This window comes from Clostridium sp. AM29-11AC, from assembly GCF_003480545.1.
Lineage (GTDB): Bacteria > Bacillota > Clostridia > Lachnospirales > Lachnospiraceae > Otoolea > Otoolea saccharolyticum_A.
This window is the reverse complement of record NZ_QUJI01000002.1, coordinates 123,224-145,293: the sequence shown is the minus strand read 5'-3', so window position 1 is coordinate 145,293 and position 22,070 is coordinate 123,224. Positions and strand designations below refer to the sequence as shown.

Genomic DNA, 22,070 nt, shown 5'->3' with positions numbered 1-22,070 from the left:
TCAGAACTCCTTCATCTACTGTTCCGGCTGTCCCCCGTTTCAGTAAGAGCAGTCTGGCGGCCTGCCCCCTGCGCCTTTGTACTTTGCTTTTTTTTCGTCTCTTTTCTATTTTCTATTTCCTGCTTCTCAGTATTCCTCGTCAGAACCTTGGTATACGCCTGAAATGCATTGGGCAGGGGATATTTTTCGAGAATGTCCTCCATCTGCTCCATGGGATAGAGCTCCGGCAGTTCTCTTTTTATCATAACACGGAACCCTGTCATATGCCACTCCACATGAGAAAATATATGGACGGATTCTGCCAGAGGCTCAATGGAGCTGATATCCTCCCGGTCAATTCCGAGAGCCTCCGGGATTTCCTGTTCCTTCAGATGGCCCGGCAGATTCGGGAACTCATAGAGGGATGCCAGAAGGCCTCTGGAGCTTCGCTTCCTGATGGCAGCTTTGCCCTCATATTCAATGAGAAATACCGTTTTTTCCTCCCTGCGCCTCTCCTTTTTTCCCGACTTTACCGGAATTTCGCGGATCGTCCCGTTTCTCCTTGCCAGGCAGAGGGTTTCAAACGGGCACCGGCTGCACAGGGGTTCCCCTGCCGGAGTACAGACAATCGCTCCCAGCTCAATGAGAGCCTGGTTAAAATCTCCCGGCCTTTTCTCTGGAATGATCTCCCTTATCTCCTTTTCCATCTGCTTTTTTACAAACTGTTTTCCAATATCCTCCCGGCTCTCAAGCAGCCTTGAAATGACCCGGAGCACATTTCCGTCCACGGCCGGCTCTGCCATCTGGAATGCAATCGATGCAATCGCCCCCGCCGTATAGCTCCCGATCCCCGGAAGCTTCAAAAGCGCTTCATAGGAAGCAGGCAGTCTGCCCCCGTACTGCTCCACGCAGATCTGGGCCGCCTTCTTCAGATTTCTGGCTCTGTTATAGTATCCCAGTCCTTCCCAGAGCTTTAAGAGAGTTTCCTCCTCCACCTGCGCCAATGCCCTCACATCCGGCAGAGCCTCCATAAAACGGGCAAAGTACGGTTTCACAGCCTCCACCCTTGTCTGCTGAAGCATGATCTCCGAGATCCAGACGCGGTAAGGCTCCGGTTCCTCCCTCCACGGAAGCACCCGGCGGTTTTCATAGTACCATAAAAGGAGGGGCTCCCTCACGGCCGTCAGGCGCTCCCGCCGGCTCATGGGGTATCCCTCTCTCTCCACAGTCACAAGCCTGTCATACAGGCGCTTTACATACTGATTTTCCATTCTTCCTCCTGCCTGCCGGCCTACTGTCCTGCCTCATAGCTTACCGTCTGCCTCATAGCTTACTTCCCTGCCTCATACTTACTGTCCTTCCTCATAAAAGAAGGGATGCCGTATAATGACTGCACATCCCCAATCCTTCATTTATATCTGCTGTATGGCACAGTCCTAGACATAGCCGTAAATTCCTCTGACAGAAACCTCTCCGGAGAGCACCCGTCTTACCGTCGTGTCCTCCATCTCAACCAGGAGCTCGCCCTCCCTGTCAATACCGATAGCCGTTCCGCTGTATTCGCCTGCCGGATCCAGCACGCGCACCGTCCTCCCGCAGTTTGCCAGCTTTCCGTTGTAGTCTTCCAGAAGCCCGCTCATATCTGTGGTTTTCATGAACACCTCGTAATATCTCTCAAAGGCCGCCATCACTGCGCTGATCAGAAGGCTCCTCTTCGTCTTTTTTCCCGTCTCCGTAAAAATAGAGGCAGCCACTCCCCGGATCTCCTCCGGAAATTCTTCCATATTTACATTAATTCCAATTCCCACTGCCACATAGTTGATGCAGTCGGGATCTGCACTCATCTCTGTCAGAATTCCGCAGACCTTCTTCCCGCTCATCACAATGTCGTTGGGCCATTTGATCAGAGACTCCGCTCCCGTGCACTCTCTGATTCCATCGGCTACCGCCAGGGCCGCCACCAGCGTCAGCATGGATGCATGGACAGGGGCCATGTTCGGCCGTAAAATCAGGGTCATAAAAATACCTGTTCCCCGCGGGGAATCCCAGGCTCTTCCTCTTCTGCCCTTGCCTCCTGTCTGTCTTTCTGAAACCACCAGGGTTCCATGCACTGCCCCGTTTTCAGCCGCCTTCTTGGCAGCCGTGTTGGTGGAATCCACCTCGTCCAGATAGAGGATTTCCCTCCCAGCCCAGGAGCCGCGTATGCTGCTCAGTATCTCTGCCTGGCTTAATATATCTCCTGCCGTTTTCAGCCTGTAGCCTCTGTTTCTGACGGCCTCAATCTCATATCCCTCCGCCTCAAGCTGTCTTACTACCTTCCAGACTGCTGTCCGGGATACCTGAAACCTCTCGCACAGCTCCTGTCCGGAAATATAGCCGTCTGCCTCTTTTAAATATCTGAGAATCTCTGTCTTCATTACTGTCTACCCCCAAAGGATGGATGCCGCACTCATCACTGCCATCAGAAAGAGAGCTGCGGACGCGATAAAAAGCAGGATTTCCGGAACACGCCATTCCCCTCCTGCTGCCTGTCTGTCTGTTCTGCTGAGGGCATTGGAAAGGCAAAGTCCGGCTCCCAGCAGAAAAATAACCGGAAAAACCGCTCTGTTTGCATCCGGATTCAAAAATACAAGGACAGAGAGAATCACGATGGCAATTCCCACTCCGATATCTGTCATTTCCCTTCCAAATGTGGATCTCCTCTTTTCCTTCTGCCTTTCTGTCATAAGCATATTACACTCCTAACGTCACAGCCATTATCGCCTCAGCGGCACCAAATTTTCAAACTCTTCTCTATTCTACCTGAATGTTTGGCGATTGTCAAAAGTTCTTAGATTCCAAACCCTGTCATACTGCCTGTCCTTGGGGCATATATTTTTATATGTCACATGAGTGCGCAGCCTGCAGAAGCTGCCTGCCAAATTTTTCAGGGGGGATTTTATGATTATTCATCCAGTTTTCGGAGCCATCATGAGATACAGAATTGTCCAGAATGCGGCAGAGGCCTACTACCGGTATAAGATGAAGCGCCCCTGCTTCATTATGGAGCAGAACAGCCGGTGGACGTTAGTGACCATTGAGCGGTAGGCCGAAACGGGCAATTCTGCGATCAAACAAAGGCGGAGACTTGTTTTAAGCCTCCGCCTTTCATATCTCTCTAGCTCTGTCTGCCTTTTCCTGACTCTTACTCTTACGGATTCTCGTCCTTTGCCCCAACCTCTGCCAGAGATTTCACAAGACCGGCGATTCCCTGAATCTCAGAAGGAATGATAATCTTGGTGGCCTTTCCGTCAGCGGCCTTGGCAAATGCCTCCAGACTCTTTAACTGAAGCACCGCATTGTCGGCGCCGGCTTCCTTGATGAAACGGATACCATCTGCATTCGCCTGCTGTACCTTTAAGATAGCCTCGGCACGTCCCTCTGCCTCCTTGATCATCTTCTGCTTTTCAGCCTCGGCGCGCAGGATGGCAGCCTCCTTCTCAGCCTCTGCCTCCAGGATGGCGGATTCCTTCTGTCCTTCTGCCACAAGGATGGTGGATTTCTTCTCACCCTCTGCCCTGAGGATAGCCTCTCGCCTTTCCCTCTCCGCCTTCATCTGCTTTTCCATGGCATCCTGAATGGCTGCCGGCGGAATAATATTCTTTAACTCTACGCGGTTTACCTTGATTCCCCACGGATCTGTGGCCACGTCGAGAGCTGCCCTCATCTTTGTGTTGATCGTTTCTCTGGAGGTGAGCGTCTGGTCAAGCTCCAGATCTCCGATAATGTTTCTGAGCGTCGTGGCAGTCAGATTTTCAATCGCCATAATAGGATTTTCCACACCGTAGGCGAACAGCTTCGGATCGGTGATCTGGAAGAATACGACCGTGTCAATCTTCATGGTTACGTTATCCTTCGTAATAACCGGCTGCGGTGCGAAATCCACTACCTGCTCTTTCAAAATCACTCTCTTTGCCACATGGTCGATAAACGGCACTCTGAAATGCACGCCCACGGACCAGGTTGCCAGATAGGCTCCTAATCTCTCCACCACAAGGGCCTGAGCCTGCGGCACGATTTTGATACAGGAAAAAAGTATCAATAGCACGATGACCACAAGAATAATAAAAGCAATAAATGGCATACTACTGTCCCTCCTTGACTTTCCTCACCATCAGTTTGACTCCCTGAACCTCTGTGATCTCAACCAGAGCGCCCTCCTCAATGGGGCTTCCGTCTGAGGAGCGGGCCGTCCACTCCTGGCCCTCCACCACAGCTGCCCCCGAGGCGCTGTCATTGTCCACGGCCTCTGTGATCCTGGCCTTCTTTCCGATGAGCCCTTCCACATTCGTCTTTACCGTATTCTTATTGATATATCTCACGGCTAAAGGCCTGGTAAAAATAAGGAGCACACAGGAAACGATAAAGAACACAGCCACCTGCCCGTATCTCTCCATTCCTGTAAAGGTCAGAAAAAACGAAACGAGCGCTCCTATGGCAAACCAGATCGTGCAGAGATTCAGCGTCGCCGCCTCAATTCCTATCAGTATTACAAAAGCTGCCAGCCATACAACCCATTCCATAAATTCTCACTCCTCTCTGGCTGATCTTATGAACCAGGTTCTCACTGTATGTATGAGCTAGTATACCCTGTTTTCAGACTTTTTTCAAGCTTTGTCAGGAATATTTAAAAAAATTGTCAATATTTGACATAATTAATCTATCCTCTGCCCCTTCCCGTTTCTCCTCTGTCTCGCCGTTTCGTACATGAGGATGGAGGCCGCTACAGCCGCGTTCAGAGACTCCACCTTTCCCAGCATGGGAATTTTAATATATGCATCGGCCAGCTCTGCCGTCTCGTCGCTCAGCCCGTTGGCCTCGTTTCCAATCAGAAAGCCCGTACTCCCTGTATAATCCTGCTGGTCATAATTTTTCTCTCCCTTCAGATGAGCCGCGTACAGGCGGACCCCCGCCTGCTTAACTCTTCTGACGGCGCCGGCCAGATCCTCCACATAGACGAAGGGAACCCGGTATACAGAGCCCATCGTAGAGCGGATTACCTTGGGATTATAGATATCTGCTGTGGTGCTGTTCATGATCACGCCTGTAATCCCGGCCCCCTCCCCGGCCCGCAGAATTGTTCCCAGATTTCCGGGATCCTGGAGGGTTTCCAGAATCACAAGCTGAGCCGGAGCCTTCTCCTGTGTATGTTCGTCTCCCTCCTTCCTCTCTCCCAAAATATCTGAGAGCTCATAGGAAAACTGCCTGCACAGTGCCAGAATGCCCTGGGGCGTCTGGGTATCGGCCATTGCCTTCATTACCTCGTCGGTCACCGTCTCATAGCGGCAGCCGGCAAGCAGGCGGTCTGCCTCCTCGCCCTGCTGCCTTAAAAAACTCTCTGTCACATAAGTGCGGTGAAGCCTCTCTTTCGGGAGCTCCGAGAACATCTTCTCGCCCTCTACGATAAACAGCCCGCTCTCTCTTCTGGCTTTCGCCCTTTTGGCAATCGCCGATACCTGCTTCACCTGTGAATTTGATGTGCTGGTTATCATGAGCGCACCTCCGAAGCGTGCTCCTCCCTGCTCTCAAGCGCCTCGACCTCTTCCAGCCACAGGCGGCTCACCGCATCGCTGGGCATCCTCAGATCTCCGCGTGGCGATACTGCCGCGGAGCCTACCTTAGGGCCGTCCGGCAGACAGGAACGCTTAAACTGCTGATTGAAAAATCTCCTGTAAAATACCTTGAGCCATTTGAGAATGGTTTTTCTGTCATAGGCTCCGTCAAAAGCAAAGACGGCCAGTCGGAAAATCTTGCCGGGATGGTATCCGTATCTGAGAATGTAGTAGAGGAAGAAGTCGTGAAGCTCATAGGGCCCTACCAGATCCTCTGTCTTCTGGGCAATGGTTCCGTTGTCCTCCGGCGGAAGCAGCTCCGGGCTCACCGGAGTGTCGAGAATGTCGAGAAGCACGTTTTTAAGCTCCTCCTCCCCGCAGGTGTCAGCAAAGTACCTTACCAGATGGCGCACCAGTGTCTTCGGCACGGAGGCGTTGACGCCGTACATGGACATATGATCCCCGTTGTAGGTGGCCCAGCCCAGCGCCAGCTCCGACATGTCTCCTGTGCCGATGACCATTCCTCCGGCCTGGTTTGCAATATCCATGAGAACCTGCGTCCTCTCTCTGGCCTGGGAGTTTTCATAGGTCACATCGTGGACGGAAGGATCGTGGTTGATATCCCGGAAGTGGGTATTGACTGCATCGCGGATGTCCACCTCCATCAGCGTCGCCCCCAGCTTTCTCGTCAGAAGGCAGGCATTATTGTAGGTGCGGTCTGTGGTGCCGAAGCAGGGCATGGTCACAGAGTAAATCTGGCTCCTGGGAATCCCTGCCATGTCAAAGGCCTTCACGGTCACTAACAGGGCCAGAGTGGAATCGAGCCCTCCTGATATTCCCACCACGGCATTTTGGCAGTGGGTGTGAACCAGGCGCTTTTTCAGGCCCATAGCCTGAATCATCAGAATTTCCTCGCATCTTCTTGCCCTGTCGGCCTCATTGCCCGGCACGAAGGGAGATGGATCGACAAATCGCTCCAGGCTGTCATAGCCGCAGCTGCATGCTTCCTGCCCATTTTCCTCCCCCCATGTTTTTTCCTCATCGAGATCCAGCTCGAACTCCACGAAGAGATAATCCTCCCTGCCCTCTGTCTGGTAGGTCGTCATCCTCCTGCGCTCGCATTCCAGCCTCTCCAGATCAATGTCCGCGTAGATGGTCTCGTTCTCAAACCGCCTGGACTCCCGCAGGATATTTCCATTTTCCGCAATAATATTCTGTCCGCCGAACACCAGATCCTGGGTGGACTCTCCCTCCCCGGCATTGGCATAGACATAGGCGCACAGAAGCCTTGCAGACTGACCGGAAATCAGGCTTCTCCTGTAATCCGCCTTTCCCGTGGTCTCATCACTGGCAGAACAGTTCACGATCACCGTGGCCCCTGCCGCCGCATGGGCAATACTCGGCGGGTTCAGAACCCAGACGTCCTCACAGATCTCAGCTCCCACTGCCAGGTTTTCCACATTTTTGCAGGAAAAAATAATCTTCGTTCCGAGGGGAATCTTCTGCCCGTCAAACTCCACTGTCACTGTGCCGAACTCCCATGGATTAAAATGGCGCCTCTCGTAGAACTCAGAGTAGTTTGGAATCCAGATTTTCGGCACCAGGCCCAGGATACGGCCGTTCTGGATGGCTGCCGCCACATTGTAGAGCTTATTGTTATACTCCCACGGAAGTCCCACAAAAACCAGCATATCGCTTCCGGCAGTAAAGGCCGCAAGAGCCTTCAGCTCCCTCTTTACAGCCGTCAGAAGAGGCTTCTGGATAAACAGATCCCCGCAGGTGTAGGCAGTCAGACAGAGCTCCGGGAATACCATGATTTTGGCCTTCTTTTCCCTTCCCTCTCCGATCAGCCGGCAGATCTCCTCCCTGTTAAACTGCACATCGGCCACCTTTACCTCAGGAGTGGCCGCAGCCACCCGTAAAAATCCATCTCTCATTGTGTAATCTCCTTGTTTACTTCTTTTCGCAGAGCTGCCGTCCGGCAGATCCGCCTGCCTCTGCGGCATCGTTTCTTCTAATGTCGTTTCTTCTAATGTCCTTTTTTCTTCCTGTCTCCTGCCTGTCCCAGCCACCGGCCCCATTTCATATAGGCCAGATCCATGAGAACCGTCGTCGCCCAGGTTATGGGATAGCACCACATGACTGCATCAAAGCTGGGAAACAGAGGGACAAACAGATTAATGTAAATCACCCGCAGCACGCACATGTTTCCCACGGAAATCAGCATAGTCTGCATGGATTTTCCCGCTCCTCTCATGGTTCCCATCAGAATCTGGTGGGCTGAAAGCAGGAGATAAAACGGAACCATGACAATCATGGTCTTAAGCCCGTAAGAAATGACTCCCGGATCCGAAGAAAAGATTTCCAGAATCGAGTGGGCTTTAAAAAACAGAAGCACAGACACGCCTACCGTGTAAATGGAACAGATGACCATTCCCTGGAACAGCCCCTTCTTTACCCGATCCATCCTCCTGGCTCCGATGTTCTGTCCTGTAAAGGTCGTGGCGGCCATGCAGAAGCTCTGCATGGGCAGAACCACGAATCCATCCACCTTATTGTAGGCTCCGAAGCCTGCCATGGCCATGGCGCCGTACACATTTACATTGGCCTGGACAATCACGTTGGAGAGGGAGATGATCGACTGCTGTATGCCGCTTGGAATTCCCATATTCAGAATCCGCTTCATCATCCTGAAATCAATCTTCAGCTTTTTAAGCTCCAGACGGTAGATATCGTCTGAGGTCATCAGCGCCCACACCGTCAGTATGGCTGAGATAAGCTGGGAGATAATCGTAGCCCATGCCACGCCGTCCACTCCCATGTGAAGCTGGCTCACAAAGAGGAGATCCAGGACAATGTTTACTACCGACGAAACGCACAGGTAGTAGAGAGGTCTCATGGAATCTCCCACTGCCCTCAGAATTCCCGCTCCCATATTGTAGACCAGATTGAAGGTGGCCCCCAGAAAATAGATCCTGAAATACAGATTGGAGTTTGCAAGCACCTCCTCCGGTGTTTTCATCCACCGCAGGATGACCGGGGAAAAAGCTACACCGATGACGGTCAGCACCACGCCTCCCACCAGGCTCAGGGCCATGGACGTGTGAACTGCCCAGCTCATCTTTTCTGCACTTTTGGCCCCGTAATACTGGGAAATAATCACTCCTGCTCCAACGGAAATTCCCATAAACATTCCGATAATCAGGTTGATCAGAGAGTTGCTGGAACCCACAGCCGCCAGGGCCTCGCTTCCAATAAACTGTCCCACCACCACAGAATCCACTGTATTGTAGAGCTGCTGGAACAGATTTCCGATCAGCAGAGGGATGGAAAAGGCAATGAGCTGCTTCCATATTACCCCCTCTGTCATCAGGACGCTGTTCTTCTTTTGTTTTTTCATTTAACCCCTCCCTCACGCTCAGTTATTTTTCATTATACACATGTTTCTGATAAAAAGGAACTGGTTGGGGAAAAGATCATCTGCCTGTACTTAATGTATTCCTGTCAGATCCCTGATTACCTGGCCGGCGATCATGATTCCGGCTGCCGGCGGGACAAAGGACACACTGCCGGGAATGGCCCGCTTTCTGGGAGCCTGCGCGTCTTCCTGGGGATGCCCTTTTTCCAGACCGTCTTTGGGAACATCTCCGGCAGGCTCCTGCTCTTTCGTCTGAGCAGAGGGGGGAACCGGCTTTAACGGCGGCTCTGTGGAATACAAAACCTTAAGCGACTCGATTCCTCTTTTTTTCAGCTCCCTCCTCATTACCCTGCACAGAGGGCACACAGATGTTTCCGTAATATCCGCAATTTTAAACAGCTCCGAGTGCAGCTTATTGCCGGTTCCCATGGATGCGATCAGAGGAATCCCATGCTTCTTTGCAAATTCTGCCAAAGCGAGCTTTGCCGCCACCGTATCGATGGCGTCCACAATATAATCCAGCTTCTCTGTCACCCCGCAGAGCAGCTCCTCGAGATTTTCCGGAAGCACGAAGGCCTCGATTGTGATAACCTCCGTATTCGGGCAGATCTCGTGGATGATATTCTCCATCACCTTTGTCTTAAATTTCCCTATGGTGCTCTGAAAGGCTACACTCTGGCGGTTTATATTGCTCCTCGAGACCACATCGCTGTCTGCCAGCACCAGCCGTCCGACGCCTCCTCTGGCCAGGGCCTCTATACAGTGGGAGCCCACTCCCCCCACGCCGAATACGGCTACCGTACTCTCCCCCAGACGGCTCAGCCCCTCTGTCCCAAGGAGCATCCCGGCCCTCTCAAATTCTTCCATTTTTTCTGTATGCATAGCTAAAACAGAGGGATGCGGCGGGCATCCCTCTTCCTCCTTGTTGTTTTATGATTGTGCAGCCCTTCCTGCAGGCTCTGGCTCTCGCAGCCTTCAGAACCTCCTGGCCGGCAGCCTGTGTGCGGAAATGCTGCCTCTTTCCGTGACTATTATTAACGCTATTGCTGTTTTCGTCAAGCCTTTTTGCCAGGATCCGCCCGGCGGAAATTATCCGGCACCTATCCCGTGAAAACCTGCTACTCCATCGGCGCCTGATAAAATTTTCCGTAAAACTGGGTGGTTTTAAACTGGTTAACGATAACGTGAGGATCCGCCTCTCTCATCAGAGCTACTATGTCAGCCGCCTCATAGGCAGACACAACGGTATGGAGGACGTACATCTTCCGCCCGCTGTAGCCGCCTACAGCCTCCACACAGGATATTCCATGACGGTACTGTCCCACATAGGCCTTCATCACCTGCTCTGCCTTTTCCGTCGTGATCTGGAGCGTCACCCTCTCGTACCTGTGATGGAAGGAGGAGATGGTCTTTGTGCTGATGAACTGGAAGATGATAGAGTAACCGGCTCCCATCCATCCGAAGATCAGTCCAAAAATACAGAACAGCACCACATTTCCCACAAAAACCCAGGTCCAGATAGACTGTCCTGTCTTGTTTGACACATAGAGGGCGATAAAGTCCGTCCCCCCTGTGGAGGCATTTCCCTTAAGAGCAATCACGATAGACGTGCCCAGTAAGAAGCCGCCGAAAATAACATTGAGCATGATGTCGTCAAACATCGGGGTAAAGTGAAATATCTGAAGAAAGAGGCTGGAGCAGGCAACCTGAATCAGTGAAAATACGGTAAACCTGAGGCTGATGCTCCGGCTGCACAGCAGGGCAACCGGTATATTGAGAGCCAGCATGCCCAGCGAGGTGGAAAAGCTGTGGCCAAAGAGAGAGGTCACCATATCGATCAGGATGGCGATCCCCGTAAAGCCCCCTGACAGAAGTCCTGCCGGCCGGATAAATACCTGGATCACAAAGGACTGCAGAAGAGCAGACAGCACCACCGCTGCCAGGGTCACTGCATTCCTCACCTTCTTTTTCTTTCCCAGCTCCTTTATATTTGCTGCAACCTGAAATACTCCCATTTTACTTTCCTCCGCCTGCCGGTGCGCTCCGGCTTTTTCACTATACCTTACAGATATCTTTCCCAGAATTCCTGAAAACTTGCCGCAATAAAAGCACAGCTGCAGCCCGCGCCGGCTAACAGCCCCGCAAAATGAAAAAGAACCGTTTCTCCCCCTAGAAAACGGCTCTTTTGGTCACGTTCTGCAGACCGATACATTGAATAGTTTTGCTTTGTTCAATATAACATTTTAAAACAAATCTGTCAATGCATTTTCTGTCATTTTGCACAATTTTAGTAACAGTTCAGCCATGCGAAGATTAGGACAGGAAAATGCGTTGAAAGCGTGCTTTCATAAGAGTTTTCCTGTCCTAATCTTCATAGGGCGGACGCCAGACGCTTCTTGTCCGCTTCAAGCGGGCAAGAAGATATATGGCTGAACTGTTACCAATTTTATCATTTCTTAACATATAAATGTATCATTTTTTCACATTGTAAAATTTTTGTTCTGGGGCTCTCATATTTCAGTGCAAACCTGAGCATACTTTCCAACATAAAAACGCTGCGGCCCGAACGTCTGTCCCAGACTGTCGGCCATCTTTTTTCGCTGCAGCCCTATGAGAGGAGTTTTTTCATGGAAATTTCTAATAAACTGGAGGTAAATCTGCGTCATTTTCATCAGCTCCTGCGGGTAAATGAAAATTTTGATGTGGTATACCGCGTGGTTCGGGTGGGGGATCGGGACGCCTGTGTCTATTTCGTGGACGGCTTTGTGAAAGATGACACACTTTTGAGAATTCTTCAGGGCTTTTCCGCGGTCAGAGCCGATACAATGCCGAAAACAGCCCACGATTTCTCCAAACTCTATATCCCCTACTGTGAGGTGGGGCTCCTGACGGACGATGAGCAGATAGCGGTGCAGATCTTATCCGGCGTGCCCTGTCTTTTTATCGACGGCTATGACAAATGCTTTGCCATCGACTGCCGTACTTATCCGGCCAGAGGAGTGGCAGAGCCTGACAAGGACAAGGTTCTGCGCGGATCCCGGGACGGCTTTGTGGAGACGCTTGTGTTCAACACGGCCCTGATCCGGCGGCGCATCCGCGATCCACAGATGACCATTGAGATCATGCAGGCAGGCGATAAATCTCACACAGACATCGCCCTCTGCTATATGGATGGAAGGGTTGATAAAGAGCTTCTCTCCCGGATCAAAGGCAGGATTGAAAACCTGCAGGTGGACGCTCTGACTATGAACCAGGAGAGTCTTGCCGAGTGCATTTATCCCTACAAATGGTACAATCCTTTCCCAAAATTCCGTTTTTCCGAAAGGCCTGACACGGCGGCAGCCTCTATTCTGGAGGGCAGTCTTGTGATTCTGGTGGATAATTCGCCGGCTGCCATGATCCTGCCGTCCTCAATTTTCGACATTGTGGAGGAGGCGGACGATTACTATTTTCCGCCTTTTACAGGAACTTATCTGCGCCTTTCCAGACTGGTGATCTCCTTCCTCACCCTGTTTCTGACGCCTGTGTGGCTGCTGTTTATGCAGAATCCCCAGTGGATTCCCCACTGGCTGGAATTTATCCGCCTCTCTGACGAGATCCATGTGGCGCTGATTTTCCAGCTGCTGATTCTGGAATTTGCCATAGACGGACTGCGGCTGGCGGCAGTAAACACCCCCAGCATGCTGACAACTCCCCTGAGCGTGATCGCCGGAATCGTGCTGGGTGAATACTCCGTTAAATCCGGCTGGTTTAACAGTGAGACCATGCTCTACATGGCCTTTGTGACAATCGCCAACTACTCCCAGTCCAGCTATGAGCTGGGATATGCCCTTAAATTTATGCGGGTGCTTCTGTTGATTCTGACCTCTGTCTTTAACCTGTGGGGCTTCATTGCAGGAACTGTTTTCTGCCTTGCCGCCCTCATCTTTAACAGGACAATCGCAGGAAAGAGCTATATTTACCCGCTGATCCCCTTCAGCTTTTCTGAACTGAAAAAAAGAATCGTCCGGACAAGGCTGCCACACACAAGAAATTAAATTCCGTCGTTTCTTCGTTTCTTCTTTTTCACTCAAGAGCGGCCTTCAGCCGCAGCAGAGCCTCCTCATACTGGCTGGAGGGTAGGGATGCGCAGGAGAGCAGAAGCCGTTTTACTCCTGCCTCCTCCCCGCACTGTTCTCCCTGTTCCACTGTGCGGATTCCCACTCCCGACGCCTTGGCGCGCTCCCTGATCTCCCTGTGTGAAAGTTTCGTCTTAAGCTCCATCAGCACAAGAAATCCTGCCTCTCCCAGACAGGCCTTCGCCTTATCCCCGAACACTTTCTCAATTTCAGCTCCAAGGAGCTTTGCCTTCTGGCTGTACAGCCTTCTGGATTTTCTTATCTGCCCTTCCAGGTGGCCGTCCCGGATAAACTGACAGAGAGCAATCTGTTCTGCCTTTGACGCTGTCTGGTTATAAAATTTTCCTCTATTTTTATATACGTCCAGGAGCTCAGGCGCAAGCACCATAAAACTCAGACGGATGGACGGCAGAAGAAGCCTGGAAAATGTCCCCATATAGACTACCCCGCGCCCTCCCGAAAGCCCCTGAAGGGATGAGACAGGACGGCTGTAATAGCAGAACTCACTGTTATAGTCATCCTCAATGATAAGGACATCCCGCTTCCTAGCCTCCCTTATAAGTTCCATCCGCTCTCTCATCCCCATCACATCTCCCCAGCTTGTCAGCTGTGACGGCGTCAGATAATAGATGCTGCCGGGAGCAGGCATTTTCCCCTCTGCGGGCATTCCGGTGACATGAAAGCCGTGATCCTCGAAAATCGTGCGGCCCTGATGGAATCCCGGGTTATGCATGATCACCTGTCTCCTCTCCTTTACCATGGGGCAGAGGATATTCAAAAGACTCTGCACGCCTGCTCCCACCACAATCTGCTCCGGCGTACAGATCACATTTCTGTGGCGGTTCAGATAGCGGCAGAGTTCCTCCCTCAATTCAGCCTCTCCCTGAGGTTCGCCGTAGGAAAGCAGCCTTTCATCCTGCCTGAGGGCGCTCTTTACATACCGCCTCCACACCTCGAACCGGAAACTTTCCCGATCGACACGGGAAGAAGAGAAGTCAAAGGGAAGCTCTGCCTCTCTCTCCTGCTTTCGGTTCTCCCACTCCTCTTTTTGGGCCTTGGCAAATTCTGTCACATAGTAGCCGCTTTGAGGCCTTGACACAATATATCCCTCCGCAGCCAGCATCATATAGGCCGTTTCCACCGTTGTCCTTGAAAGCTCAAGCTGTACGGAACATTTCCGGATGGACGGCAGTTTCGTTCCCGGCCGCAGCATGCCTGAGCGGATCAGCTCCCTGTAGTACTCATATACCTGAAGGTACAGCAGATCCTGACCGTTCCCCCCATCTCCCAGAACCAGTCTTTTCTCCTCTCTGGCTGTCTTCCCCAGCCTTACCGTCTCTGTCAGTGGCATTTTCCGATTCAATCCATTCTCCCCATTTCCTGATTTTGCTGTTTTTGTCTGTCAATCTTTTTCATCATACCATCAATTTCTGTGAAAGTCACTTTTTCTTTCTGTTTTTTCTTTACCCCAGGCGGAGTTTTCCCTTATAATAGAGCCGTCGCTTGAAAGGCTTGCTCTCTGTCTCTTTTTCCTGTCAGAACCGGAGGCAAAAAAAAGCGGCGGGAGAAAAAACGGACAGGCCCAAAGATGTTCCCCGAGGCACATTGAAGCAGCCTGCTGTCTGCCCAGCGGCAAATATGAAACACAGAAATGGAGATATAACTATGACTCAACCAAACACGCTCCGAGGCATCCTGTCTGCCCTGGCAGGCGGCATCCTCTGGGGATTTTCAGGAACCTGCGGACAGTTCCTCTTTTCCTTTGAAGCCGTCGACCCCTCATGGCTCACCGTCACGAGAATGCTTTTCGCCGGAATCGTCCTGTTAGCTGTATCCTTTCCCGGCCACCGCACTGCCATGAAAGGAATCCTGACAGAAAAAAGCAGCCTGATCAGACTGCTTCTCTTTTCTGTCCTCGGTCTTACGACCTGCCAGCTTACCTACCTGACTGCCATCTCCTATTCAAATGCCGGTACCGCCACAGTTCTTCAGTACCTGGGGCCTGCCCTGATCATGGTCGTCTCCTGTTTTCTGGCAAGGCGGCTGCCTTCAGGGAAGGAGGTATTTGCCATTGTTCTGGCCGTCTCAGGCACCTTTCTGCTGGCAACCCACGGTAAGCCAGATTCTCTGGTCATCTCTCCAGAAGGGCTTTCCTGGGGACTTTCCTCTGCCGTTGCCCTCGTACTCTATACCATGCTTCCGGGCAGTCTCATCGCCCGCTGGGGAAGCACCGTTGTCACTGGCTATGGGATGCTCATCGGAGGGATCTTCCTCTTCTTTCTGACCGGATACTGGAATTACCGCATATCCTTTTCCCCTGCCATGGTGATGGGTGTGGCAGCTATTGTCGTTCTGGGAACAGCTCTGGCCTTTACGCTCTATCTTCAGGGGGTCAGCGATATAGGCTCCGTAAAGGCCAGCATGCTGGCCTGTATTGAACCTGTTTCCGCCACTGTGATTTCCGCGCTCTGGCTGCACACCAGCTTCACGACTGTGGACATTGCCGGGCTTGCACTGATTGTCACAGCAGTCCTCATGCTCAGCCGGAAAGGGGAGGGTACAGAATGAATCAGGGACGCTATCTCATAGGGGAAGTAAGCAAAATTACGGGTATTTCCAAGGATACCCCGCATTTTTACAGCAAGACTGGGCTTCTCGTGCCAGATTACACCGATGAGTCCAACCAGTACCGGTATTATTCCCGTTTCAATCTCTGGCAGCTGGATATTATTACCACCTGCCGGAAACTGAATATTCCTCTGAAACGGATTCGCCAGATTCTGGGCTCCCATGACAATAAGAAGGTTACAGAGCTTTTAATGGAATACAGAAGTGAGGCACTGCGGCTCAGCGATTTTTACAGACAGGTGGCGGACGACATCTCCTGGTATGAGGCTGAGAATGAAAAAATTGATGAGGCTGCCCGTTCTCTGGATCACGGCATTTCCGAAATCCGCCTCAAAACCCTTCCGGCCGAGACGGTAATTGCCGGAGTGATGAAGCGCGACGAAACCTCCTACCATGCGAATCTTCAGGAGGCTGTGAGTACCGGGCTGCAAAGGGCCGGATCTATCCGGCGCAAATACGGCTACATGATTGATCCGCAGTTTATGTGTCAGGGACAGTTTTATAAATTCCGGGAATACATCAAGCCAGACGGCGTTCCTCTCCCTCTTGAAAACCCAGACACACTCTATACAATACCGGCCGGAAAGTATGCTGTTTTTATTCTGCATATTATGGATGATCAGGCTGACTTCGGGCCATTTCTCAGATGGCTTGATGAAAATGGCTGGGAAACAGATGCCGTGTACGCTGATGAGCTGGGAATGCAGCTTTTCGATTACATAAAGGATTACTACTGCGAGGTGAAGGCTCACCTGGTAAAAAAGAACTGAGGGATCAGAATCCGTCCCCAAAAGAGTACTCCGCCGTCTGAATCTCGCCTCCGGAAATTTTCCTTCCACTAAAATTTTATCTTGACTGTGTAGTTACTCCATACTTTATGATATCCACCAAAAGAAAGGAGAATTGACTATGCAGCAGCCATCTATATGGAACCGCCTCATCAAGCTATCGCTACCTGTCATGTTTTCGCTCCTGATTCAGTCCATCTACAATATCGCTGACAGCTATTTTGTCGCCCGGTATTCTTCTGACGGACTGGCAGCCCTTTCCCTGATTTATCCGATTCAGCTCTTTATGACAGCTCTCGCCACAGGTACCGGAAGCGGACTCGGTCTTCTGGTATCTCACATGGACGGACAAAAAGCAGGGGGCTCCTCTGAAATGATCAGAGAGAAACATTCTCTGATTGCCAGCGGCCTTTTTCTCGGGATTTTCAACTATCTCATCTTTACCCTGACAGCCATGTGGGGAATCTGCGGATACTTTTCCATTTCCTCCAGTCAGCAGGCCGTCAGGGAAAGCGGACTTCAGTATGCCCATATCGTATTCCTGTTTTCCTTTGGCCTGTTTGCAGAGGCTAATGCCACCAAGCTCCTTCAGGCAAAAGGAAACACCGTTCTGCCCATGCTTGCCCAGATTGCCGGAGCCGTTTTGAATATCCTCCTGGATCCCATTCTGATCTATGGCCTCTTCGGACTTCCCGCCATGGGAATACGTGGAGCTGCTGTCGCCACCGTTCTCGGGCAGTGGCTGGCCATGTTCATCGTGATCCCCCCTGTTTTCCGGCGTTTTCCCGTGTTCAGCGGACGTGTGCTGCCTGCTGACTGCATTAGAATTTACCGGGCAGGGCTTCCGGCTATCGCCATGCAGTCCCTCAACACTCTCTATATTGTCGGACTCAATCTGGTCCTGAAGCAGTTTTCTGAGAGCGCAGTTTTAGTTCTGGGCATCTACTACAAGCTTCAGACCTTTTTCTTCATTCCCCTCATGGGGCTTCAGCAGGTTATCCTGCCTTTAATCAGTTTTTACCACGGAGCAGAACAGCCCCAGCGGGAGCGGCAGGTGCTTGGCTGCTCCATAAAACTCTCCCTGGCTGTCATGCTCACCGCCCTGGGTGCATTTATGATCGCCCCCGAAGGCCTTCTTTCCATCTTCACAGCCGAACTGGCTGTCCTCTCCATCGGCTGCATCGGGCTTCGGATCATCTCCCTCAGTTTCCCGTTCGCCGCCCTGGGAATGATGTATACCGTATATTTTCAGAGCGCCGGGCGAGGGAGAACCAGCCTGCTGGTGACTGTGCTTCGCCAGGTCGTTCTCCTGGTCCCCCTGGCCTGGCTGTTCCACTATAAGGGGCTGACCTTTGTCTGGTTTACTTTTCCTGTCACGGAAATTTTTGTGGCAGCGGTATGTCTTATGCTGGATCGCCCGCGGCCGGCTACATGGGCCCGAAATGAATTGCCTGCGCGATAATCAAAAGCACAGCTCCCACCAGAAGCCAGATGAGAAACAGCTTCCACATAAATTTCATCCATCTGTCATATGGAATATTCGCCGCGCTGATAATGCCCATCAGAGCGGTGGAGGTGGGCAGTACATAGTTGCAGAAGCCATCCCCGAAGTTAAAGGCCAGAACCGCCGTCTGCCTGGTCACGCCCAGCAGATCGGAAAGCGGCGTCATAATCGGCATCACCGCTGCCGCCTGCCCGCTTCCCGATGTGAGAAATACATTGATAATCGTATTGGCCAAAAGCATAGCCGGAGCCTGAAGAACGGCCGGGACGCTGGAAAGGCCGCCTGCCAGTGCATGAACCACTGTGTCAATAATATTCCCCGCAGTCAGAATGCTTCCGATTGCCGTTGCCATTCCGATAATAAATGCCGCGCTCAGCATTTTTTTGCAGCCGTCCAGGAAGTCCTTTGAAATTCTGGACGGGCCAAATCCGGCAATCGCACCGGCAGCGATGGCAAGCCCCAGGAACATGGCGGCTGTTTCCTCCATATCCCAGTCAAGCTTCACTCCCCCGTATACAATTGCTATGAGAGCTGCAAAGAAGGCTGCCATAATCAAAGCTTTCCGAAGGTTCATGCTTCCAAAGGATTCCAGATCTGCGCGATCCTTAAAATCACTCTGTCTGTCCAGATCGTACATGGGGCTTAATTCCGGATTTTTGTGAATCCTCATGGCATATCGGATCAGATACACATTTGTGACCACGTAGAACACGCCGAAACAGACAAACCGGTATCCAATACCTGAGTACAGCGGCAGCTCCGCAATCTTCTGTGCCACGATGGTGGTATTGATGTTTAACGGACCTGTGGAAAATCCCACAGCTCCTCCCAGCAGAATAATGGATGCGCCTGTGATGGAATCAAGCCCCATCGCCATGGCAAGCATTACCATAATCGGCGCAAAGGCGATAAACAGGTTAACCCCCTGGGTGGTGCAGATCAGACCGAATACCAGTGTCAGAAGGGGGATAAAAATATAGAGCCTGCCGGAAAAGGTTTTGGCCAGCTTTGCCACAACCGCGTGAAGCGCCCCGGTCTGTGTCACCATATGGAAGGCTCCTCCCGCAAACAGAATCACCAGCATCAGGTCGATCTGCTTGATGAATGCCTTGACAATATACAGCGGTATCAGAAGCGGATTTACAGGTGTCCTGGCAATATAGGAAAACTGGCTCGGATCAATGACCTTAATCCCCTCTGCATTCTCAAATCTTGCATACTCCCCGGCCGGAATGATCCAGGTCAGAGCAACTGCCGCCAGAATAATGGTGAAAATGATCACAAATGTATGGGGCATCTTAAATGGTTTCTTCGTTTTTTCGCTCATATGTGTTGTCCTCTCTTTTGCAGCTCTATGAAAAAAGGGCTGTACATTCAATCATTTAAACTGCGCATTCTCTGCTCCTGTATTCCTTCTGCAGGACGGAGACCTCCCTCTCCTGCCGGAGCTTCTCCCTGAATTCCTCCTTTATCTTTTTCAGATAATCAGGATTTTCAATTAAATCAGCAGCAGTTCCCGCCAGAATCCTGGCTCCGTAAACGACAGCGCTGTGGGCCTCCTCTGTCTTTCCAGCCTTTAAAAACTGTTCCGAGTGTGAAGCTGTGCCTTCCTCCACAAATGCAACGCGAATGCAGGAGCCTGGTATTCTGTGCATGATGTTTCCGAAATCCGTGGAACCTGTCTTTTCCCTGGGTGCCCGGATTCTGGGTGCTCCCGCCTCCTCGGCATTCTTCATCAGCAGATCATTAAGGCCGATGCAGGGAATTTTACTGTCGATGGCTTTTTCCTCTATAATCTCAACCTCGGTCTCTGTCATCATGGCCGCCCCTTTCAGCACCTTCTTAAACCGTTCTGCCACTGTATCCAGACAGGCTCTGCTGTATGAGCGGATGTAGAAACTGCCCTCTGCCTGTGCAGGGACAATGTTAGCCGGAGTACCGCCGCAGCTCACCACGGTATAATGGATCTTCACGTCCTCCGCCACATGCTCTCGCAGAAATTCCGTCCCCTGAAACGCCAGAAGCAGTCCATCCAGAGCACTCCGCCCATTCTCCGGCTTTACAGCTGCATGTGCGCTGACCCCGTGATAAATCACCTTATATCTGGAGAGCGCAAGGGACTTCACATCAACCTGGGTACATCCGTTTCCATGCATCATCAGAGCCACATCCAGCTCCTCAAACGATACGCCGTTTTTGAGCATCAGAATTTTCCCGCTCACACTTTCCTCTGCCGGGGTTCCATAAATGGTAACGCTATAGTTTTCTGCAAATTCTGCCCGCTTGAGTGCTGCTGCCGCAGCCAGAACTGACGGCCCCTGCAGATGATGGGCACAGGCATGTCCGATCCCTTCCAGGGCATCATACTCACAGAGAAGACCGATATTCGGTCCCCCCTCCCCGTGGTTCCATACTGCCCGAAAGGCTGTCTTAAGGCCTCCCACTCCCCTCTCCACCTGAAAGCCCTCCCGCTCAAGCCAACCTGTCAGGAGATCCAGAGCATGAAACTCCTCCATCCCCAGCTCCGGGTGATCAAAAATGTCGTCAGCCATAGCTGCCATCTCAGCAGCCATGCCGTCGATACAGGCATACAACTGTTTCTTGTCCATAGATAAAAAAATACCTCCTCTGTCCAAATGCTTTCCGTTCTGCCGCTGCGGCTTTGGGCCGCCTGCCGCTGTCTGATGAAAGTATATCCGACAGAGAAGGTTTCTGTATAATTCAAAAATCTTACTGTTAGTATTTGCTTTTTTTATGGATCGCTGTTATATCCTTTTCCAGTCTGCCTGGGGACTTCTCCTCTTTTCCTCTCCTGTTTTATCTTTCGTATTACCTGTCTCCGTTTTCCCATTCCGTAAAGGCCTGTTCCCGGCACAGGGCGATAAACCTCTGCATAGGCTCCGGCACATGAAGATCCCGCCTGTATCCGGCCACAAATGCTGACTTTGATGCCGCGTCCCCGACTGTATAATAATTGACACGTTTTCTGTATTTCATATTCATGGCGTAGTATTCTCTGTTAAATCCCACCCCCAGCCCCTCGGCAACCATCTGCATTGCCATCTCAATATTGCGGATGTTCTCAATTCTGCCGGGCGTCACGCCTGCCCTCCTGAAGGCCGCTTCCGCCTCCGCCCGAAGGCTCTGCCCCGGATAGGGGAGAATGATGTCCTGCCCGTTCAGCCACTTCAGCTCCAGGCGTCTGTAGCGGGAGCCCTCCACCCACACTGCTTTTTCGTTGAGCGGACTCAGGGGAGGAACTGCCACCAGAAGCTCCTCACTGAACAGTTCCTGGGACTGCATGCCGCTTTTAATGTCCGCTCCGTTCATCAGCACCAGATCCAGCTCATAGGCCTCAAACATCTGCATCAGCTCTCCATGGTTCCCTTCCCGTATCATCACTTCGATGTCGGGATATTCCCGTTTAAACCTTGCAAGCACCGGAGGAATCAGCCAGGTTTCCCTGCGAAGCTGAACGCCGATCCGCAGTCTCCCTCTCTTTCCCCCTGCAATCTCAGAAAGCGCCTCGTCAAACTCTGCCTTCAGGGCCAGCATTTTTCTCGCCTTTTCCACATACAGTTCTCCCGCACAGGTCAGGACAAACTTTTTCCCAACACGCTCGAACAGGCGGATTCCCAGACTTTTTTCCAGGCTGCTGATGTAGATACTCAGAGCCGGCTGTGAAATAAAAAGCCTCTCTGCTGCTCTTGTAATATTTCCGCATTCCGCCAGCACACAGACATAGGTCTGTTCCTTCAGATTCATTCTCTCATTCCCCACCTTCCATTTTCATCGGTCTGTCATATCCTCCCGATATGCCGCCTCTCCGTGGGGAGGCACACTCTCCGCATAGGTGTTTTGGCTCCCTTCGGGCGCCAGCGGCTCGGCGCAGGTATAATTATTTAACAATTTTATCTTTTTTTATTTAAGTATAAGTTTTTTTAATGATTCTAATCCTGACTCTGCCCAGCCGCCGAACACGGCTTCGGAGCAGCAGTTCCCATATGAGAGGTGCGCAACCACAGCGGAACATTTTTTTGCCCT

Annotated in this window: 19 protein-coding genes; 5 read left to right on the top strand and 14 right to left on the bottom strand. The window is 51.7% G+C overall.

Features of this window, described 5'->3' with window-relative positions; all coding sequences use genetic code 11:
* Positions 1-11 precede the first annotated feature (11 nt).
* From mutY to DW757_RS02375, 3 genes are all read right to left on the bottom strand, one after another.
* Positions 12-1,250 carry an A/G-specific adenine glycosylase gene (gene mutY / locus DW757_RS02385; RefSeq protein WP_118750878.1) on the bottom strand — a complete coding sequence of 413 codons (1,239 nt, stop codon included), beginning with the start codon at positions 1,248-1,250 and terminating at the stop codon, positions 12-14.
* A gap of 165 nt (positions 1,251-1,415) precedes the next feature.
* The gene (locus tag DW757_RS02380; RefSeq protein WP_118750877.1) at positions 1,416-2,396 is read right to left on the bottom strand and encodes a biotin--[acetyl-CoA-carboxylase] ligase; all 981 of its coding nucleotides are present in this window, start codon (positions 2,394-2,396) and stop codon (positions 1,416-1,418) included.
* 6 nt (positions 2,397-2,402) lie between these two features.
* On the bottom strand, positions 2,403-2,711 hold the full coding sequence (locus DW757_RS02375) for a DUF6637 family protein (protein ID WP_008394968.1): 309 nt from the start codon (positions 2,709-2,711) through the stop codon (positions 2,403-2,405).
* A gap of 208 nt (positions 2,712-2,919) precedes the next feature.
* On the opposite strand from DW757_RS02375, the gene DW757_RS17280 reads away from it, so the two are divergent.
* Entirely contained in the window at positions 2,920-3,066 is a 147-nt protein-coding gene (locus tag DW757_RS17280; protein ID WP_015573710.1) for a hypothetical protein, read from the top strand.
* A gap of 103 nt (positions 3,067-3,169) precedes the next feature.
* On the opposite strand, the gene DW757_RS02370 is transcribed toward DW757_RS17280, so the two are convergent.
* The 7 genes from DW757_RS02370 to DW757_RS02340 all read right to left on the bottom strand — a co-directional run bounded on the left by DW757_RS02370 (position 3,170) and on the right by DW757_RS02340 (position 11,003).
* The gene (locus DW757_RS02370; RefSeq protein WP_008394966.1) at positions 3,170-4,102 is read right to left on the bottom strand and encodes an SPFH domain-containing protein; all 933 of its coding nucleotides are present in this window, start codon (positions 4,100-4,102) and stop codon (positions 3,170-3,172) included.
* A gap of 1 nt (position 4,103) precedes the next feature.
* Positions 4,104-4,541: an NfeD family protein gene (locus tag DW757_RS02365; RefSeq protein ID WP_008394965.1), complete on the bottom strand. Its 438-nt coding sequence runs from the start codon at positions 4,539-4,541 to the stop codon at positions 4,104-4,106.
* Between the two features lie 132 nt (positions 4,542-4,673).
* Complete coding sequence (locus DW757_RS02360) at positions 4,674-5,510, bottom strand: RNA methyltransferase (protein ID WP_118750876.1); 837 nt, start codon at positions 5,508-5,510, stop codon at positions 4,674-4,676.
* Positions 5,507-7,507 carry an NAD(+) synthase gene (locus DW757_RS02355; RefSeq protein WP_118750875.1) on the bottom strand — a complete coding sequence of 667 codons (2,001 nt, stop codon included), beginning with the start codon at positions 7,505-7,507 and terminating at the stop codon, positions 5,507-5,509. Before DW757_RS02355 ends, DW757_RS02360 begins: the two co-directional genes overlap by 4 nt.
* Positions 7,508-7,599: 92 nt before the next feature.
* Positions 7,600-8,970 (bottom strand): MATE family efflux transporter, encoded by a 1,371-nt coding sequence (locus DW757_RS02350; RefSeq protein ID WP_118750874.1) that lies wholly within the window; start codon positions 8,968-8,970, stop codon positions 7,600-7,602.
* A gap of 90 nt (positions 8,971-9,060) precedes the next feature.
* Complete coding sequence (locus tag DW757_RS02345; protein ID WP_118750927.1) at positions 9,061-9,855, bottom strand: tRNA threonylcarbamoyladenosine dehydratase; 795 nt, start codon at positions 9,853-9,855, stop codon at positions 9,061-9,063.
* A gap of 251 nt (positions 9,856-10,106) precedes the next feature.
* On the bottom strand, positions 10,107-11,003 hold the full coding sequence (locus tag DW757_RS02340; RefSeq protein WP_087382077.1) for a YitT family protein: 897 nt from the start codon (positions 11,001-11,003) through the stop codon (positions 10,107-10,109).
* 612 nt (positions 11,004-11,615) lie between these two features.
* Here DW757_RS02340 and DW757_RS02335 point away from each other — a divergent pair.
* On the top strand, positions 11,616-13,025 hold the full coding sequence (locus tag DW757_RS02335; RefSeq protein WP_008394958.1) for a spore germination protein: 1,410 nt from the start codon (positions 11,616-11,618) through the stop codon (positions 13,023-13,025).
* A 28-nt stretch (positions 13,026-13,053) separates the two neighbouring features.
* Here DW757_RS02335 and DW757_RS02330 read toward each other — a convergent pair whose 3' ends face one another.
* Positions 13,054-14,469 (bottom strand): PLP-dependent aminotransferase family protein, encoded by a 1,416-nt coding sequence (locus tag DW757_RS02330; RefSeq protein WP_227910079.1) that lies wholly within the window; start codon positions 14,467-14,469, stop codon positions 13,054-13,056.
* A 302-nt stretch (positions 14,470-14,771) separates the two neighbouring features.
* On the opposite strand from DW757_RS02330, the gene DW757_RS02320 reads away from it, so the two are divergent.
* From DW757_RS02320 to DW757_RS02310, 3 genes are all read left to right on the top strand, one after another.
* On the top strand, positions 14,772-15,674 hold the full coding sequence (locus DW757_RS02320) for a DMT family transporter (RefSeq protein WP_118750873.1): 903 nt from the start codon (positions 14,772-14,774) through the stop codon (positions 15,672-15,674).
* Positions 15,671-16,504, top strand: a complete 834-nt coding sequence (locus DW757_RS02315; RefSeq protein WP_118750872.1) for a MerR family transcriptional regulator — start codon at positions 15,671-15,673, stop codon at positions 16,502-16,504. The genes DW757_RS02320 and DW757_RS02315 overlap by 4 nt, the downstream gene beginning before the upstream one ends.
* Positions 16,505-16,643: 139 nt before the next feature.
* Positions 16,644-17,984 carry an MATE family efflux transporter gene (locus DW757_RS02310; protein WP_182433233.1) on the top strand — a complete coding sequence of 447 codons (1,341 nt, stop codon included), beginning with the start codon at positions 16,644-16,646 and terminating at the stop codon, positions 17,982-17,984.
* Here the strand turns inward: DW757_RS02310 and DW757_RS02305 are convergent.
* The 3 genes from DW757_RS02305 to DW757_RS02295 all read right to left on the bottom strand — a co-directional run bounded on the left by DW757_RS02305 (position 17,950) and on the right by DW757_RS02295 (position 21,791).
* The gene (locus tag DW757_RS02305) at positions 17,950-19,353 is read right to left on the bottom strand and encodes a Na+/H+ antiporter NhaC family protein (RefSeq protein ID WP_015573701.1); all 1,404 of its coding nucleotides are present in this window, start codon (positions 19,351-19,353) and stop codon (positions 17,950-17,952) included. The genes DW757_RS02310 and DW757_RS02305 overlap by 35 nt on opposite strands.
* Before the next feature lie 55 nt (positions 19,354-19,408).
* On the bottom strand, positions 19,409-20,635 hold the full coding sequence (locus tag DW757_RS02300; RefSeq protein ID WP_118750870.1) for a M20 family metallopeptidase: 1,227 nt from the start codon (positions 20,633-20,635) through the stop codon (positions 19,409-19,411).
* A 220-nt stretch (positions 20,636-20,855) separates the two neighbouring features.
* Positions 20,856-21,791, bottom strand: coding sequence for a LysR family transcriptional regulator (locus DW757_RS02295; protein ID WP_015573700.1), 936 nt, complete (start codon positions 21,789-21,791; stop codon positions 20,856-20,858).
* Positions 21,792-22,070 lie beyond the last annotated feature (279 nt).